The organism is Collinsella sp. LCP19S3_C9 (assembly GCF_052121575.1).
In the GTDB taxonomy this organism is placed as follows: domain Bacteria; phylum Actinomycetota; class Coriobacteriia; order Coriobacteriales; family Coriobacteriaceae; genus Collinsella.
The window spans coordinates 1-16362 of sequence record NZ_JBQKDZ010000005.1; the positions used below are offsets into that span (position 1 = coordinate 1).

Below are 16362 nucleotides of genomic sequence, written 5' to 3' on the forward strand. Positions count from 1 at the left end.
TGCAACGGTAGGCCTAGCTGGTCGGCATGCCTTTGCCTTTTCTGAAATTTTTCGTTTCCGTAGATGAAAAGAATGGGTGCCGCACTAGCAACAATCAGATTGCCCTAAACATCCAACGCCCTTCGTGGCTTCTGGTGCCTCGTCATCATCCTTGTGCATGTTCCTGTCGCTTATCAGAACCCGATTCAAGACGCGGTGGGCAGCTTCGCCTACATCGGGGTCACCTTCTTCTTCATGACCTCGGCTTATGGGCTTTCGCTCGGCCTTGCGTCGAGAGGGGTCCGGGCGCTGGACGGCTTCTGGATCAGGAGGCTTCCGAAGATTCTCGTCCCGTGTCTGCTCGTCAATGTGCTGAAGCTTGTGGAGAGCTATGCCTTCGGGAGTCCGGATTCGATTCTCACCCTGCTCAGGGTCGATAACTGGGTCGTCTGGCTGCTGCTCTGCTACCTTGCCTTCTGGGCGACCAACAAGTTCCTTCCTGTCGACAAAGCTCGCAAGGACCTCCTTACCGTCGGTTGCGTGGCACTTTTGAGCGTCGTTGGCTATGTCGCTGGGGATTTGAGCCCGATTTACCGTTGGCCGACGGAGATATGGGGGTTTGCGTGGGGCATCTTGCTCTCGCGGAACAAGGATCACCTTTGCGATGCCCTTCGTTGCAGGCCTGTTGCCAGTCTCGCGTTGACAACAGCGGCTTCTGTCCTTATCGGGTTCCTTTATCTCAAGTGCAAGGGCGTGCCTTTCTTCGGCGACTACCTGCTCAAGATTCTGCTCGGCATGGCGCTCGTCATGCTCATGCTGGTCGTTGACTCCCTGCTTTCGCTGGGAAGCAGGTTGAACGCCATCCTTGGGTCGATCTCTTACGAGGTTTACCTCGTGCACGGGACGGTATTCTCCCTCGTTTCCGAAATTGCAGGGGGGGCTTTCGTCGGGGCCATTCATCGCGTTCTCGGTCGCGGGAACCGTTCTGGTCGCATGGGTTCTTCACGCGATTGGGGGCTTTGCTTTGTCCCTTGTTCGCCTTCCATCTGACGGAGCGCGGCACAGGGAGGAGTGAGCTGTTGTTGGCTTCTATTTGTTTGTATAGCGTCCCATGTGGGGACTCGTTCGCGATTGGTGGTGTTCTTTAGCGATGCCGGTGTTTTCCGTTGTGATACCCGTATACAACGTCGAGCCGTGGCTCCCACGCTGCGTGGAGAGCGTTCTTGGCCAGGGCTTTAGCGATTTCGAGGTGGTGCTGGTCGATGACGGGTCCTCCGATGGCAGTCCCGCGTTGTGTGAGAGCTACGCATCGACGGACGCCCGGGTCAAGGTCGTCCACAAGCCGAACGGCGGTCTCTGTAGCGCTCGCAATGCCGGTCTCGCCATTGCAGCGGGAGATTACATCGTCCCGGTAGATTCCGATGACTGGATGGTCGAGGACGCCCTCGAGACGCTTTGGTCACGGGCGATTGAGCCTTACAAACCAGATGCCGTCATCTTCAATGCGACTATGGTCTATCCCGATCGCGAGGAACCTGTGCCCTGCTATGCTGCGAGCGGGTTTTACGATAGTGCGCGCCTGCGCGGAGAGATTCTGCCGTATATGATTTGGGACAAAAGGCTGCCTTTCTGCCGGGGCATCTTCAACCCGATGGCCTGCAACAAGGTCTACAGACGTGAGATTCTGCTTAAGCATCACTGCGAGGACGAGCGCATTAGGATGGGCGAGGACAACGCCTACGTCTTCGAGGCGCTTTATCACTCCACGTCTCTAGTCGTTCTAGAAGACGCTCTCTACTGCTACTTCAAGGGCAACGAGTCCTCGATAAGCACGGCCTACGACCCGACGAGGTTCGAGAACAACAGGCTTCTCATCGACTACCTCGTGTCGAGGCTCGGCAGTAAGGAGGAGTGGCTCGACGACCAGCTGAACGCATTTAAGGCATACTGGCTTTTCATGGCTATATTCCATGAAGCTAGGGCGAATCGCGGTTTCGTCTCATCCTGCAGACACTTGAAGGAGGGCATTGAGAAGACGAACGCCACGGGAGGCATAGATATAGAGAAGTTGCCGAGGTCTGCTCGGGCGTTCCTCACGTTGATCCGCAGCCGGTGCTACCCCGCTATCCTTGCCGCTGCCAAGGTGGGCTCCGCCCTTAAGGACCGGCGGTGAGCTGCATGGAGCTCAGTATCGTTATACCTGCCTACAATGCGGCAGTCTCCCTCCCTAGGGCACTCGACTCGCTCGTGGACGTACGCTTCCTTGGGCGCTACGAGATATTAGTCGTCGACGATGGCTCGACGGACAACACTGCGGAGGTTTGCGACAACTGGTGCCGCCTGCACCCGGGCATTGCATGTTGCATTCGTCAGGGCAACGGGGGCGTGAGCTCTGCCAGGAATCTCGGCATTGCTGCCGCGAACGGCGACTACATCGCTTTCGTTGACGCCGACGACTATGCTGCGCCAGGCTATCTCGGCATGGCGTTCGACGCTAAGCGGGGCGGCGAGGACTACATCACGTTTGATTACGTTCGAGAGAGCGATGGCTCTCAGAGGGTCGTGAAACCGCAGCTCTCTCCCTCGGATATCGGGCGTGCGAGAGCTCTCGCCCTAACGTGCACGGCGAATTCCCCTTGGTCAAGGCTTTACAAGAAAGCCTTGAGCAAGGGAGTTCTGTTTCCCCTTGGTCAAGGTCTCGGGGAGGACCTTTGCTTCAACCTTGCCTTCCTCGAGAAGGCTCGTACGGCTGCATATTCTCCCCAAACCGCCTACGTGTATGTGGCCAACGAGGGCAGCAGGACGGAGCGGCCCCCCAGCGCATCCGATGCCGAGGATTATGGGAAGATGTACGCGGCCCTGATGGGCTTTTGCGATGCGTGCGGTCTCGGCGAGGCTGAGAGGAATGAAGCGCGCCTTTCGATGGCTCGGATTTTGGCGAACTACGCCGGGCGGCTCAAGAGGCGCGGGGTGCTTTCGACCGAGATTTCGGCTGTGCTCGAATCAATCGAAGGCCTCGACAGCATACGGGGGGCTGTGGCGCGAGATTGTAAGGATAGAGCCAGGCTGGCGATGCTTCGCAGGGGCGCATACTCGCTTGCCGCGCTGTTTTTAAGGGGGTGCTAAATGGTCATTGCGGCTAGCGATGAGCAACGCCTCGCAGCGCGGGGAGTCTCTGGATATGGCGGAGTACGGCGGGATCGCGTGCGCGGGGGCTACGTGAGCCTTGCGTCTGCCAGGCTGTCCGTGGTCTGTTTTTCCGTCCTGTGGCCCATAGTGCTCTTGTCTAGGGGGCTTGTTCTCAGCACGTTAATAGAATCATCGGCAGCGACCATTCTGGTCCAGCTTGCCTACATCGGGCTTCTCGGCGCTGTTCTTGCCATCGATTTGATCTTGGGAAGGGTAAGATGCTTAGGAGACGGGTTTGCCTGCTTCGCGCTAATGGCTTTACATACCGTGCTCTTCTGCCTCGTGCTGACCAACCCAATGATGCCTTCCGAGTACTCCTTGACTCAGTCGGCCCTTCTATTCGTCTTGGTGATAGGTCTCACCGCCTATTTCATCAGGACCAGAGAAATATTCGACCTCTTTGTCCGGCTCTCGTTTTACACAATCGGCGGATTGCTGGCGTTTTGCCTCTTGACGCACCTTGGGGATTTGAACCTGTGTGGTGTTATGAACATTATGAGCTCGTCGGACAGGATGCGCTCTGTGTTCGGGTTCGGCCAACCCAACTCGCTGGGCGGAGCCTGCTTTGGTTGCCTCGTCTTGTACTCTCTGCTGCCGAGACGCCGCGCGCAGCTCGCGCGATGGGCTTCTTTCGTAATCGCGGCGATCGCCCTTGCGATGCTGCTCTGTCAGTGCGAGAGGGCAATTCATTCAAAGTGGTTGATTCTTGGATTGAGAAAGCCGGGGTTCAAGAATTATTAACTGATTTCAGGCCGTGCTCAATAAAAGATTTACTTCGCTATTTGATTTTACGTTTTAGATGGTACGCACTTGCAAGGTTGTTTTTAAGGGGGGGGAATAGTGGGTTACGGACGGGCCATTTCATCAAAAAAAATCGATACATTGGTGTTCTATTTATTATTTGCGGCCGTATATACAACTAGAGTGCTTGTTATTGCTCAGGTTATTGATTCATCTGCTTTAACTATTTTGATTCAGGCTGTTTACCTTGCATTTGTCGGAACACTCTGGCTCTTGGAACTAACTAAAGGGATATATAGACCTACTGCTTTTTCTGGCTTTTTTGTATTGCTTGCATCACACATTGTGCTGTTTTGTTATGTCTTTACCAATCCAAGAATGCCTGGGAGTTTAGGTATAGGCCAAGCTATGGTCCTCTTCTTTCTTGTGGTTGTTTTTACTGCCTGGTATGTCAGGGATAGAAATATCCAACGGGGTTTCTGCGCTCTTTGCTTTCATTTATTAGGCATTATTTTGACTGTCCAGCTGTTTACACATTTTGGTGACGTTAATTTAAGTGGACTGTCATCTCTTTTTAGTGCCGACCAACGAGTTCGTACGGTATTTGGGTTTGGCCATCCAAATACACTCGGAGGAATGTGTGTCGCTTTATTCATGATGTTTATATTTATGAATGTGTGTGAGGAACGACGCGGCCAAGGTTGGTTCATCATTTCCATAGATTTTGGATTATTGGCTGTGGCCCTGCTGATGTTGCTCTGCAGCGCTTCCCGTAGTTCATTGATTGGCTTAGCTCTGCTTATTGCGTTCTATTGTTCAGGACGCCTTAAAACCGGTGGCAAGTATTCTAGGCTCGCCTACCGTGTTTCACGGTTGGTGCTTTTGATGGCTATTGCGTACGCTATTTCGAGCGTTCTTGGCTCGATGTCACTTGATAGTGCCATTGTTCAATCGAATCGATTAACTTTGTTGGACCATGCGTTGCCTGAGTTATTTAGAAGTGGTCGTTTAATGGTTGGACTTGGCTATGTCTCCAACAGCTCCTATGGAATGGGTCTTACTCCTTATAACACGTTATGGTTGGATAATAGCTACGTTTATTATCTAGTTGCCACAGGCGTTATTGGGTTCGTATTGATATTGGGATCCGTGTTTTGCCTGTCTTATGGTTGCCTTAAATCAGTCGAGGGGTCGAATCTTCAGGCTTGCGTCCAAGCCTCTCTGATTTCTTACCTATTTATGGCCTTTTTTGAAGTCGTATTACTTGTTGGTAACCCATTGAATTATTTCCTTCTTCCTTTTCTGCTGTCTCTTATTTGCACCAATTCAGATAAATGACTATTTTTCTCTAATTTATTTAGATTAGTTTCTCCCAGTTGTAAGGAGCTATTTCTTGATTGAAGTCAAAGCGTTAATTAAAAAAATAATTAATTGTTTGCTATCCGGACCTCTATATCAAATAATCCGTTCCTTTGCATTGTCAAATGAGGTGCCATACAACGGTGATCGCGCATTGCTGGATTCGGCTTCACCACGGCCTAGGCATATGCTTCAGCCGGTCTTTATGAACGATGAGGTTTCGTTTGATATTTCAGTTATTATTCCTGTCTATAACGTTGAAAAGTATCTAAAGGATTGCTTAGATTCGGTTGTATCCCAAAGCGTCGACGGGACTTATGAGGTCATCATCGTTAATGATGGTTCTACTGATAATTCTGGGGCCATCGCTCATTTATATGACCGAGTTTCGAATGTACGAGTCGTTAATCAAGCTAATGCGGGGCTATCCGCTGCGCGCAACGCCGGTCTCCGGATATCCAAGGGCAAATATATTATGTTCCTCGATTCTGACGATACGATTGCCCCGGGCTATCTATGCGCTATGAAAAGTCGACTAGATCGAACTTCTGCTGATTATGTTACCTCAACATTTAGATACATGTCTGATGGCGGCATGTTGGGTGAACAGGAGAAGGATAGGGCATCTTGGATGGCTCCCTGGGGACGACTTTATCGTCGTTGCATTTGGGATGGTCTTTGTTTTCCGGTTGGAGCTTGGTATGAAGACCTTGTGCAACCAATCTGTATTGAGCCGAAGTATAAGGAGCTAAAATGCTACGACTTGGACGGATATAATTACCGTATTCGGCCTGGCTCCATCATGCAGTCTACTCCCACAAGCGTTAAAGGCCTTGATTCTTTTTGGGTGCTTGATGAGTTGATTGGCTGGCGTTCTGAACTCGATATTGCATATTCTGAAGTTGATTATGATCACCTTCTTCCATTATTCGGCCCTCTTTTGCTGGGTAGGACTGTAGCCCTCGACAATGAGCAGAGGCGTGCTTTGTTCGAATGCTGCTGTTCGACTTTTTGCTCAATTGAAGAGTTTAAATCCATGAAGACACGGCTGCCGGATTGTTGGGGCGATATTGAGCTTGCGCTTCGCACCTCGAACTACCGTTTGTATCTATTGGCTGCTACCGCTCTTGCCTCTGGCGGTAATGTTGGGCTTGCTTTTTCAGATGCCCTTCACTTTTATCTGAACAGGACTAAATAGAGAATGTTAATTGGAACCATCACTTTTCACGGAGCGCTTAATTTTGGCTCTGCGCTGCAGGCTTATGCACTTCAGAGTGTTTTGACTCTCATGGGGCATGAGGTGAGGATCATTGATTATCGAGCTCGAGATTACGAGCAGTATCGTTTGCTGCAGCTGCGTCATCCTAAAACTACATTGAGAGTTCTATGCCGGTTGAGTCGCTTCTCTTCTAGAAAAGCTTCATTTAAACGATTTGCAAATAGTTTTTACAACTTGACTTCTGAATCCGTGTCTTGGAAAAACGAAACTTCTTTATCTGAAATGGTTGATAAGTTTGATTGCTTTATCTGTGGCAGTGATCAGATTTGGAATCTCGATTGTACTGTCGGAGTGGTCGAGCCATATTTTCTATCTTTTGCGGGAAACAAGCGTCGCGTAGCCTATGCGCCCAGTTTGGCCCATACGTCCTTTAAGCCGGAGAACTTTGATAAGGAGCTTGTTGCCAGACTTCTTTCTAAATTCGATTATCTGTCCGTCCGTGAAGAGGAGACGATTCCGCTCTTTCAGCCGCTTGTCGATAAACCCATTGATGTAGTTCTTGACCCTACGCTTCTTCTGAATGCTGCTGATTACGCTGGGATGACGTCGAAGATGCTTCTTCAAGGCGAGTATATCTTCATGTATTTGCTGCGTGAGTGTCCTGAGCTCATCGAGAGCACCGCAGCGACGGCAGAGACGACAGGCATGAAGGTCGCTTATATTTCTGAGAAAGATCTGGACATCCCAAATTCAGTTAACCTATTTGGCATTGGTCCTGAGGAGTTCGTCTCGCTTATTGCGCACGCAAGCCTTATTCTTACCAACTCCTTTCATGCAACCGTATTCTCAGTTCTCTTTCATAGGCCCTTCCGCGTATATGCGACAGATAAGTCTGGTGCGCGTATGCGCGACTTGCTGAGTAATATCGGGCTGTCTGACCGTTGCGTCGATGTTATGTGCGCCGACGATATTGCCCCTTGTGACTGGAGTGACGTGGACTCTCGCCTGGATTCTCTGCGGGAGCATTCCTGGGCTTATCTTAGAAAGGCGCTTTCGTAATGGGGGAGACGCGTCGACTTATTAAGAACACTGGCATTATTGCGGTGGGCGGAATGGCAACCAAGCTTGTTTCGTTTCTTCTGCTGCCGCTCTATACTTCAGTTCTTTCCACTGGCGACTATGGTACCGTCGACTATATCAACACTATCGCCCTGTTTTGCGTTCCCGCCGTTTCTCTGCTTATGGACGAAGCACTCTTCCGGTTCCTCATCGACTGTCGCACCGATGGGGATCGGTCTAAGGCCGTGACCGCGTCTTGCGCTGTTCTTCTTGCTGGCTGCGCGTGCTTTGCGGTCTTGGCGATTCTGGCCTGGTTGCTATTTAGGCCAGAAAATCTTGGCTGGGTCGTGGGGCTTGTTATTGCTGGTGCGCTTCTGCAGATGGCTTCGGCGGTCCTACGTGGTTTCGGTGATACCGTGGGATATTCCGTCATGAACTTCACTGCGAGCGCTCTTACCATCGTGTTAAACGTTCTGTTTATCGCCGTGTTGCGCTGGGGCGTGGTGGGCATGCTTTCTGCCACGGTCATTGCGCAGGGCGGTGTTGCCCTCACGTTCATGGTCATGCGGAAGCTCTGGCGCTATATCGATCCGTCGGCTTTCTCCATTTCCTATGCTCGAGACCTCCTGCGGTATTCCTTTCCGCTCATTCCCAACAAGGTTTCCTGGACTATTAATAACCTGCTGGACAGGCTCATTATCATGAACACGCTCGGGGCTTCCGCTGCCGGCGTGTACGCCGTTTCTTACAAGTTCCCCGGTGTCATGGACCAGGTGTATGGCTTCTTCTACCAGTCCTGGAAGGAGAGCTCGGCGCGCGCCCTCAACTCCGATGAGGACGAGTCGGCTTTCTATAACTCTGTGTATCGTGCGCTCAGGCGTTTCATGATGAGCGTCGTTCTGCTTATGTCTGCGCTTATGCCCCTCGTGTACGGCGTCCTGATTAAGGGTTCATTCGGTGAGGGCCTGCTGTATGTGCCGATATTGCTCCTGGCGACGTACTTCAGCAACATTTCTGGCTTTTACGGTGGCATCTTTACCGCACATAAGGAGACCGGAATTATGGGTACCACCACTGCTGTGTCTGCGGTCCTTTGCGCCGTTCTGTGTGTCGTGCTGATTCCGCACTTCGGCCTTTATGGCGCATCTGTTGCAACGCTCTTGGCGATGATTGTGGTGAATGAGTACCGTAGAATTAAGGTCGCTAAGTTTACGAAGCTTGCCGAAGATCGTACGGAACAAGTTATGACTTTAGTTTCAATTATCGGCGTGTTCGTTTTCTATTATCTGTCCGCCTACGGTGCGGGCATCTTAAGCTCGATTGCTTGCCTGGCAATTGCGCTGGCTTTTTCCGTTTATATGAATGCCGATATTCTGCGTAAGCTTGTTTCAGCTCGCAAATAGGGGGATAACTGCATGTCTACCGTGAAAAGGGGCGAAGTTCCCACACTGTTTGAGTCGCCATCGCATTGCTGCGGATGCGGGGCATGTGCCGCCGGCTGCCCGAAAGGCGCCATCACCATGTCCGAGGGGAAGGATGGGTTTGTTCTTCCTGTAATTGATAGCGATCTCTGTATTGGCTGTGGCGCGTGCACGAGGGCGTGCGGCCTCAACCGGGGGATAGGCTCTAATTCGGCCGGACCGTTCTTTGCCGCTGTTGGTAGGGGCGATGTCTCGGAGTCCGCCTCCGGCGGAGTTTTCGGTGCCGTTGCGCGTGAGCTTATTTCTTCTGGCGGCGTCGCATATGGTGCTTCCTATGAGCGTGAGGGGAATACGCTTCGAGTGTTGCATAGTCGTGCGGCAAGCGTTGATGAGCTGTCTCTGCTTCTTAACTCAAAATATGTGCAGAGCGATGCCGGAGTTTGCTTTGCCGATGTTAAGGCGGATCTTCGTGAGGGCAGGCAGGTCCTGTTCTGCGGAACGCCCTGCCAAGTCGCTGGCCTTAGGGGTTTCCTCGGACGCGATTATCAGAACCTGACAACCGTTGACCTGGTCTGTCACGGCGTCCCTTCCGGCCGCATGTTCGCGGACTGCGCTGAGGACTATGGCAAACAGCTTGGGTCTCCCGTGGTTGATTTCCGGTTTAGGTGCAAGCGCGAGGGGTGGGGTCACTCCCTTCTTCTTCTTCTTGAGGACGGAAGAGAGCTCACCATTCCTGCGGCAAAATCCCCCTACTACGACATGTTCTTGAACCTCAAGATGCTTCGCGACAGCTGCTATAGGTGCCCCTATGCAGGGAGATTTCGTGCTGGCGATCTTACCATCGGCGATTTCTGGGGCGTCGATGTAAACAGGCCCGATGTTCTGAAGGATGCTGAGAGGTTCAATCAGATGAAGGGCGTCTCCTGCTTGCTGGTGAATAACGACCGCGGCAGGGAGTTTATTGAATCCAGCAACGCACTGGACTTGTACCCTGTCGAATTTGACGATATCGCCAAGGGCAACGACCAGCTCCGCCATCCGAGTGTTCTTCCCAAGGATAGGGGGCTATACATTGACGCTTACGCCAATGGTGGCTGGGACGCCGTGGAGCGTCTCTACAAGAAGCGTGAGCGCGGCGTTGTGTTTTATGCCAAGAAGGCAGTAAGGACTGTTTTGCCTGCATCGGCCGTTCGAACACTTAAAAAGGCACTTGGAAAATAAGCACAGCTATCCATTCTTCAAAAACTGGATGACCTGTCGATTATCCCTTGCGCGTTCTTTAAGTTGTAAATACGCGCAAGGGGCAATGCTATGCTGGCTTTAATTCATGCGATAGTTTTCTCTTTTCGCTCTGAGATGTAGCCTGCGGATACATCCCCAGAGTCCGTTGAATTCAATGCGTTTGCTTTATCCAAGATTACCGATGCAGCGTCTGGAGAAAAGGGCGTCAGCCGGTCTGCAGCGGACAAAATATTCGACTCAATCTCTGATGAACTGCTGACTGGCTCCAGGAGATTCATGTATGGGCGGTCCCATGCCATGCTTCTTGGAGCGCTGCGGAAACACCTTAAAAATGACTGCGTCGCGATGGATCCGTCTGAGCGCTTCGACTATATCGTTAGCATTTTTCCGAGGGCTCCCTGCGGCGTTTCTCCGATTACCTTGATGCAGACATCTCGATGATGACCGCTCACTCCGCTAAGGGGCTCGGGTGGGACACCGTTTTCATTCCGGGCGTTACGCGCGTCGATTGGACTGGAAGGATTTGTTCGCGGTGCGAAAGTGCTGGTATGTGCTCGCGTTCTGCATATGGATGCCGGATCGTTGATGCGATGAATATGCCAGACGGGCTTATTGAGGAAATGGGCCTGCTGTACGTCGGTGTCACTCGCGCCCGCAAAGCGGTATATGTCTCCGCTTCCATGCAGCGCAGGACAAATAACGGGAACTATCAGGTTGCCTGTCCCTCTTGCTTAACGTCTCTTCCGGGTATTGAACCTGTGAGCTGGACGGCCATGGACGGGGAGCGGTGATTTGTGGCGCTATGGAGTGTGTCTGCTATTGGCTCGAGGTCTGGTCGCGGCTCTCGCTGTGGTCTCATGGGGTGTGCCCAAGCTGTTCTTTGACTAGAACGGCTTGGGCACTAGCGTCTTGGTAGGATGCGGTGTTTGTTTAATTAGCCACTGTTGAATATTGCGAAGCAGCACCGCGGCATTGCTGACCATTTGACACCATAGGTTTAGTAAACTGCTATAAAAGCAGTTTGAAGTGGGGGTCTCATGATCCGAGTTCGAAAGTTGAAGTTATCTAATCATCCGGTATTAGGTAATCTAGAGTTGGACTTTACCGACTCATCAAATAAAGCCGTTGATACTGTCATCATCGCTGGAAATAATGGCATTGGTAAAAGCAGCTTAGTCGAGCTGCTCTATCAAATCATGGCACATAAGTATCACGATATGCCATGTTATGTTGATTCAATCGAAGTCGACTTTGACTCCGAAATACGAACATACGAGTTTTATGCCAAGGATATTAAGGGACACGACTACCTCTATGTCAAAGATGGCTTAGGCCTCGATAATTGGGTGGGTTCGGATGAATTTGCAGAGATTTTTCCCACTTCCGCTATCTTTTCTGATGTCGATATTAATTTTAAGTCTGATCAAATAACTAGTGTAACAAGTCGAAATATTGATGAATCTGTTGAGAGTATTCGCTCGTCAAGTGATCTGCCCACTGAAATTAATCAACTTATTATTGATATTCAGGCGCTTGATGATGCTGATGTCGCTAGGGTTGCTAGGAACAATATGGAAACTGGGCTCTCGCGGCTTCAAGTCCCTCAAAGGATGCCTAGGTTCACCAAAGCTTTTGATCTGATGTTTGACGACTTGAATTACGACCGTGTTGATAATCGCAACGGCCATAAAGAAATTCTCTTTAAAAAGAATGGCCATGATGTCCGTGTTGATCAGCTGAGTTCTGGTGAAAAGCAGATTGTCTATCGTGGGTGCTTTATGCTGAAGGACTCGCATGCGCTCAGAGGTTCGTTTGTATTTATTGACGAGCCTGAAATTAGCCTTCATCCTTCATGGCAGGAGAAGATTCTTCACTTTTATAAATCGTTGTTTCAGGACGAAGACGGGAACCAAACTTCTCAAATTTTCTGTGTAACCCACTCGCCCTTTATTATTCATGATGAAAATCGATATAACGACAAAGTAATCGTTCTAGCTAAGAATGAGTCCGGTGAGGTAGTCGCTCAGACAAATCCGGAGTTTTACGGTCCTGGTACGGTTCAAGCGGTGAAGGATGCTTTTTCGGTTTCGTGGTTTGCGAACGAAGCCCCCACTGTTTATCTAGAGGGGCCTACCGATGAGCAGTATTTCAATAAAGCACTTTCTTTTGCCCATATTAACAACCACTTGCGATTTAAATGGATAGGAAAGAAGAGCTCTGATGGATCATGCGAATTCACGGGCGCACCATCGCTTAATAAAGCAGCCGCTTATTTGAATGCAAATCCTCCATCGGTCTTCACTGCTTTCCTGTACGATTGCGATCAAAAGATTAATGAGTGTTTAAGCAACAATGTGTTAATTACGAAAATAGAAACTTACAAATCCAGAAAGCACTTTAAGAAGGGAATTGAAAATGCCCTAGTGCTGGATGACGATTTCGATACGTCGGCTTTTTATCAGGAAAAGCAAACCTTTGGAGATTATGGCGATAAAAAGGTGATCTCCGAATTTCAAAAGCAAGCTTTTTGTGACCACATCTGTTCTTTGCCCGAGGATGAACTCAGGCAGATTTTGACGCACCTAATTGAGACCATTGAGCATATTGATAAGCAAATCACGATTGCTAAAGAGCAGAAACAACTACAGACATTACATCGCGCACCGAACGCTTAATGTAATTCCCGTATGCACCGCATTAGCGATGAATTTAGGGTACTATACCAATAGTGATACAGTCGTCGTGGACTCTAAGTGAGGCGATGACAAAGAAGGGTCGTTGTTCGGAGGCTTCCGGCAACGGCCCTTTGATTTTAGGAGCTTGCTTTGGCAAAGGAATTTAAGACTTTCGCTCAACTTATTGAACTCCTAGAGAGCCGTGGGGTGGCGACTGATGCTTCTACGACAGATTGCCTGAGGCGTGAGAGTTATTATGCGGTCATAAACGGCTACAAAGCTCCGTTTCTTGATAAAAACGCTGCGCAGTCCTCGTCAAGTGATGTTTATAGGGAAGGCACTTCATTTAAGAACATTTACGATTTATTCTTGTTTGACAGGGAGCTTAGGCAACTTACTTTTTCATATCTCGCGAGGGCCGAAGCTGTGCTCAAGAACGCGGTCGTGTATTCGTTTTGCGATCAATATCGTGCTGCTGACGCCTATCTGAATCGGGCTAATTATGTCGATCCTAACGATATGCTTGTGCCCAAGGCATTTCGAGGTGATAAAAGGAAACAGCATTCGAAGAGGCTTGCTGACCTGATAATAATTCTGAATGGCAAGGTGACAGATGAACAGCGCATGCGTCCCTTCGTGAAGCATTATTTAAATAAATACGGTGCAGTGCCCTTGTGGGTTCTTCAGAATGATCTGACATTTGGCAATATCTCACATTTCTATCAGCTTCAAAAACGCGGTGTGCAAAATGCTGCCTGCAAGTTGGTCAGCCAAACGTCAAATAGAAAACAAAGGCTCGAGCCGATAGTGATGCTTCGTGTCATTCAAGTTCTTTCTGGCTTTAGGAATATTTGCGCGCATGACGAGCGGCTCTATTGTGCGGTCGTAAGAGGGGCAAGGTTTTCTGATATGTACTCCCTGCTCTGCCGTGTTCTACCTGACGAAGAGACGAAAGCAATGCTTGATGAATTGGGCAAGCTTGTCGGATCTTATCGTGGGTTAATTGCACAAGATGTTTTATACAGCGTGTTTAAAGAGATGAACATCAGAGTGTAGAGAAAGCTTCAATAACGCCGATGGCAATTGGACCGCCGCATTCATGGTGTTTGTTCTGCTAGGAATAGTGATTCTTGGTGCTGTACATCTCTGCGAGATGATGTAGCATACCGAGCTATCATACAAAAGCTTTACGGGAGCTTTAAGGGTGACGCTTTCGACAAGAGAGTGTTGCCCTTTTTTCATGCGTTTAATGTCTGATATGCTGGCTAGGCGCCATTCCGGCAATGGAATGGCCGAGCATGGGCGGTTTGGCACTTTATGCCTGTTGTCATTGGTGTAGCAAGATCGCGTCGAAAATGTTGGTGTAAGGGTGACACCCTAGCGCTCGTTTAACGAAGAACGGCCTTCGTCCTAGAATCTGAAATCACCACAACAACAGGTTCTAGGAAAGGACGAAGACCGCTATGGAAATCTTATCAGACCCGACGCCGGACATGCTCGCTATGCCCCGTTTCGACGACGGCGCCATCGATATGCAGGAGCTGCTTCGCAGACTCGCCGAGCAGGTCGTGAACGCCGTGATGGACGCCGAGGCCGACCAGCTCTGCGGTGGCGGGGCGAACAGCCGAAACGGCTACCGCGAGAGGTCGCTCGCCACCTGCGTCGGCACGCTGACGCTGCGCGTCCCCAAGCTGCGCTCCGGCAGCTTCTTCCCGGAGGACGTGCTCGAGCGCTACCAGCGCGTCGACCGCGCCCTCGTTGCCGCCGTCGCCGAGATGTACGCCACGGGCACGAGCACCCGCAAGGTGCAGAGGGTGGCCGAGAAGATGGGCGTCTCCAGGCTCTCGAAGGACCAGGTGAGCGCAATCGCCTCGAGCCTGGACGCAGACATCGAGGATCTGTGCGGAAGGCCGCTCGACGGCTCGCCGGTGCCCTGCGTCTGGCTCGACGCGACCTACGTCAAGTGCCGCCGCGAGGGGCGCGTCGCCTCCACCGCCGTGGTCACCGCCATCGGCTGCGATGCGGGCGGCTGGAGGCGCGTCCTCGGTGTCGACGTGGTTGACACCGAGTCTTACGACTCGTGGCTCGCCTTCCTGCGGGCTATCCGCTCGCGCGGGGCGGCGGGCGTGCGGCTCGTCGTCTCGGACGCCCACCCGGGGCTCGTCCGGGCGCTCGGCGAGGTCTTCCAGGGCGCCGCGCGGCAGCGCTGCGCGGTCCACCTCATGCGCGACTGCATGCGCGAGGCCGGCTCCTGGCAGCTCAGGCGCCGCGTGGGCAGGATCGTGTCGCAGGTGTTCCGCGGGCGCGACGCCGCCACCGTGACGGCCATGTACCACGCGGCGTGCGACATGCTGGCGGGGTGCTGCCCCAGGGCGGCGGCGGTGCTGGAGGAGGCCGAGCCCGACGCGCCGGCCTACCTCGACTTCCCGCCGACCCACTGGAAGCGCCTGCGCACCAACAACGTGCAGGAGAGGACCGACCGGGAGATAAAGCGCAGGTCGCGCGTCGTGCAGGTGTTCCCCTCCACGGGCTCGCTGGTGCGGCTCGCGGGCGCGGTCATGTGCGAGCAGGACGAGATATGGCAGGAGTCCAGGTACTTCTCGGAGGCGAGGATGAACGAGCTCTACGACGACGGTCGCACCCGGGGGACCGACGGTCCCGTCGATTGGGCGCGGCTCGAGGCGGAGGCAAGGAAGATGCTCGAGTCCGGCCTCGAGCTTGCGGACAGGGTCGAGGCGGCATAGGATATCAACCGTATTCCAGATTCTGGGACGCCGGGCCGACTCGCTTCGGATCGGGCACTACACCAACTTTCTCGACACTACCTCCCGGGCGGGCTCGCCAAAGTAACCGCCCGGGGAAACCATACGGCGAGGGCCGCGCCCCCGGTCCCCGGGGTGCGGCCGTCTTGCTTAAACTGCTCAATTTTTCGTGCTCACGGTGCTCATTTCCCAGTGATCACTCGGACCACTTCTTAGTGAACATCAACAAATCACGACAGTGTTGTCAACAATGTCGCTCTCCCGCACCGTGAACATGCAGTATATCGGCAAGAGCCAATGGGCGTAGATGCCCATGCCGTACGCCAGAGACGCTTCTAGTGGATCGCCCTGCTCTCCGGGCAGACCGTGGTAGTACCCGCTGCGTTTATATAGAGGCGCCCGTCCATCAGCTCGTTGATGTATGCCTCTTTGGACGCGAACTTCAGTAAGTAGACGATGTCGTCGTTCGGCATGGTGCTATCCTCTCATTTAGTGGGCGTGTCCTGAGCCGCCGCACGGGCCCAGGTGCTTTGTTCCAAAATAAGAGAGATTTCTTAAACCATCGCGCCAAGTTGACGTGCGCCTGGCACGGCTCAGAGTAGCGGTGTCTTAGGGTATGGGAGCCCTCGCTCGCGAAGAGTTTGGATGGGCATTGTTGGGCTGCGAGTGTCGGCTTCCTCTCTCAGACAGTAAATCGATCGGGTGAAGGGCACGCT

The 16362-nt window shown here is 52.0% G+C and carries 13 protein-coding genes and 1 pseudogene; 13 read left to right on the plus strand and 1 reads right to left on the minus strand.

Annotated elements, in window-relative coordinates:
• Positions 1–126 precede the first annotated feature (126 nt).
• From ACTQXI_RS03470 to ACTQXI_RS03530, 13 genes and pseudogenes are all read left to right on the plus strand, one after another.
• Positions 127–1029: pseudogene (locus tag ACTQXI_RS03470) on the plus strand (acyltransferase family protein); the annotation flags it as partial.
• Positions 1030–1129: 100 nt separating this feature from the next.
• On the plus strand, positions 1130–2152 hold the full coding sequence (locus ACTQXI_RS03475; RefSeq protein WP_441048659.1) for a glycosyltransferase family 2 protein: 1023 nt from the start codon (positions 1130–1132) through the stop codon (positions 2150–2152).
• 5 nt (positions 2153–2157) lie between these two features.
• Positions 2158–3105, plus strand: a complete 948-nt coding sequence (locus ACTQXI_RS03480) for a glycosyltransferase family 2 protein (protein WP_441048660.1) — start codon at positions 2158–2160, stop codon at positions 3103–3105.
• The gene (locus ACTQXI_RS03485; protein WP_441048661.1) at positions 3106–3909 is read left to right on the plus strand and encodes a hypothetical protein; all 804 of its coding nucleotides are present in this window, start codon (positions 3106–3108) and stop codon (positions 3907–3909) included.
• Between the two features lie 99 nt (positions 3910–4008).
• A complete protein-coding gene (locus ACTQXI_RS03490; RefSeq protein WP_441048662.1) occupies positions 4009–5247 on the plus strand; it encodes an O-antigen ligase family protein in 1239 nt (412 codons plus the stop codon).
• A gap of 55 nt (positions 5248–5302) precedes the next feature.
• The gene (locus ACTQXI_RS03495) at positions 5303–6466 is read left to right on the plus strand and encodes a glycosyltransferase family 2 protein (RefSeq protein WP_441048663.1); all 1164 of its coding nucleotides are present in this window, start codon (positions 5303–5305) and stop codon (positions 6464–6466) included.
• 3 nt (positions 6467–6469) lie between these two features.
• The gene (locus ACTQXI_RS03500; protein ID WP_441048664.1) at positions 6470–7546 is read left to right on the plus strand and encodes a polysaccharide pyruvyl transferase family protein; all 1077 of its coding nucleotides are present in this window, start codon (positions 6470–6472) and stop codon (positions 7544–7546) included.
• On the plus strand, positions 7546–8949 hold the full coding sequence (locus ACTQXI_RS03505; RefSeq protein ID WP_441048665.1) for a lipopolysaccharide biosynthesis protein: 1404 nt from the start codon (positions 7546–7548) through the stop codon (positions 8947–8949). The genes ACTQXI_RS03500 and ACTQXI_RS03505 overlap by 1 nt, the downstream gene beginning before the upstream one ends.
• Positions 8950–8961: 12 nt before the next feature.
• On the plus strand, positions 8962–10188 hold the full coding sequence (locus ACTQXI_RS03510) for a Coenzyme F420 hydrogenase/dehydrogenase, beta subunit C-terminal domain (protein WP_441548332.1): 1227 nt from the start codon (positions 8962–8964) through the stop codon (positions 10186–10188).
• A gap of 419 nt (positions 10189–10607) precedes the next feature.
• On the plus strand, positions 10608–11000 hold the full coding sequence (locus ACTQXI_RS03515) for a 3'-5' exonuclease (RefSeq protein WP_441048670.1): 393 nt from the start codon (positions 10608–10610) through the stop codon (positions 10998–11000).
• A 264-nt stretch (positions 11001–11264) separates the two neighbouring features.
• Complete coding sequence (locus ACTQXI_RS03520; protein WP_441548333.1) at positions 11265–12884, plus strand: AAA family ATPase; 1620 nt, start codon at positions 11265–11267, stop codon at positions 12882–12884.
• Between the two features lie 150 nt (positions 12885–13034).
• Positions 13035–13940, plus strand: a complete 906-nt coding sequence (locus ACTQXI_RS03525; RefSeq protein ID WP_441048668.1) for an Abi family protein — start codon at positions 13035–13037, stop codon at positions 13938–13940.
• 407 nt (positions 13941–14347) lie between these two features.
• Positions 14348–15628 (plus strand): IS256 family transposase, encoded by a 1281-nt coding sequence (locus tag ACTQXI_RS03530; RefSeq protein WP_441548334.1) that lies wholly within the window; start codon positions 14348–14350, stop codon positions 15626–15628.
• A 353-nt stretch (positions 15629–15981) separates the two neighbouring features.
• Here ACTQXI_RS03530 and ACTQXI_RS03535 read toward each other — a convergent pair whose 3' ends face one another.
• Complete coding sequence (locus ACTQXI_RS03535; RefSeq protein ID WP_441048835.1) at positions 15982–16119, minus strand: hypothetical protein; 138 nt, start codon at positions 16117–16119, stop codon at positions 15982–15984.
• Positions 16120–16362: the final 243 nt, after the last annotated feature.

Excerpts from the sequence above, each read along its gene's own strand:
- ACTQXI_RS03475 (WP_441048659.1), top strand. The coding sequence starts at position 1,130 with ATGCCGGTGTTTTCCGTTGTGATACCCGTATACAACGTCGAGCCGTGG.
- ACTQXI_RS03500 (WP_441048664.1), top strand. The coding sequence starts at position 6,470 with ATGTTAATTGGAACCATCACTTTTCACGGAGCGCTTAATTTTGGCTCT.
- ACTQXI_RS03510 (WP_441548332.1), top strand. The coding sequence starts at position 8,962 with ATGTCTACCGTGAAAAGGGGCGAAGTTCCCACACTGTTTGAGTCGCCA.
- ACTQXI_RS03535 (WP_441048835.1), bottom strand. The coding sequence starts at position 16,119 with ATGCCGAACGACGACATCGTCTACTTACTGAAGTTCGCGTCCAAAGAG.
- ACTQXI_RS03480 (WP_441048660.1), top strand. The coding sequence starts at position 2,158 with ATGGAGCTCAGTATCGTTATACCTGCCTACAATGCGGCAGTCTCCCTC.
- ACTQXI_RS03505 (WP_441048665.1), top strand. The coding sequence starts at position 7,546 with ATGGGGGAGACGCGTCGACTTATTAAGAACACTGGCATTATTGCGGTG.
- ACTQXI_RS03530 (WP_441548334.1), top strand. The coding sequence starts at position 14,348 with ATGGAAATCTTATCAGACCCGACGCCGGACATGCTCGCTATGCCCCGT.
- ACTQXI_RS03485 (WP_441048661.1), top strand. The coding sequence starts at position 3,106 with ATGGTCATTGCGGCTAGCGATGAGCAACGCCTCGCAGCGCGGGGAGTC.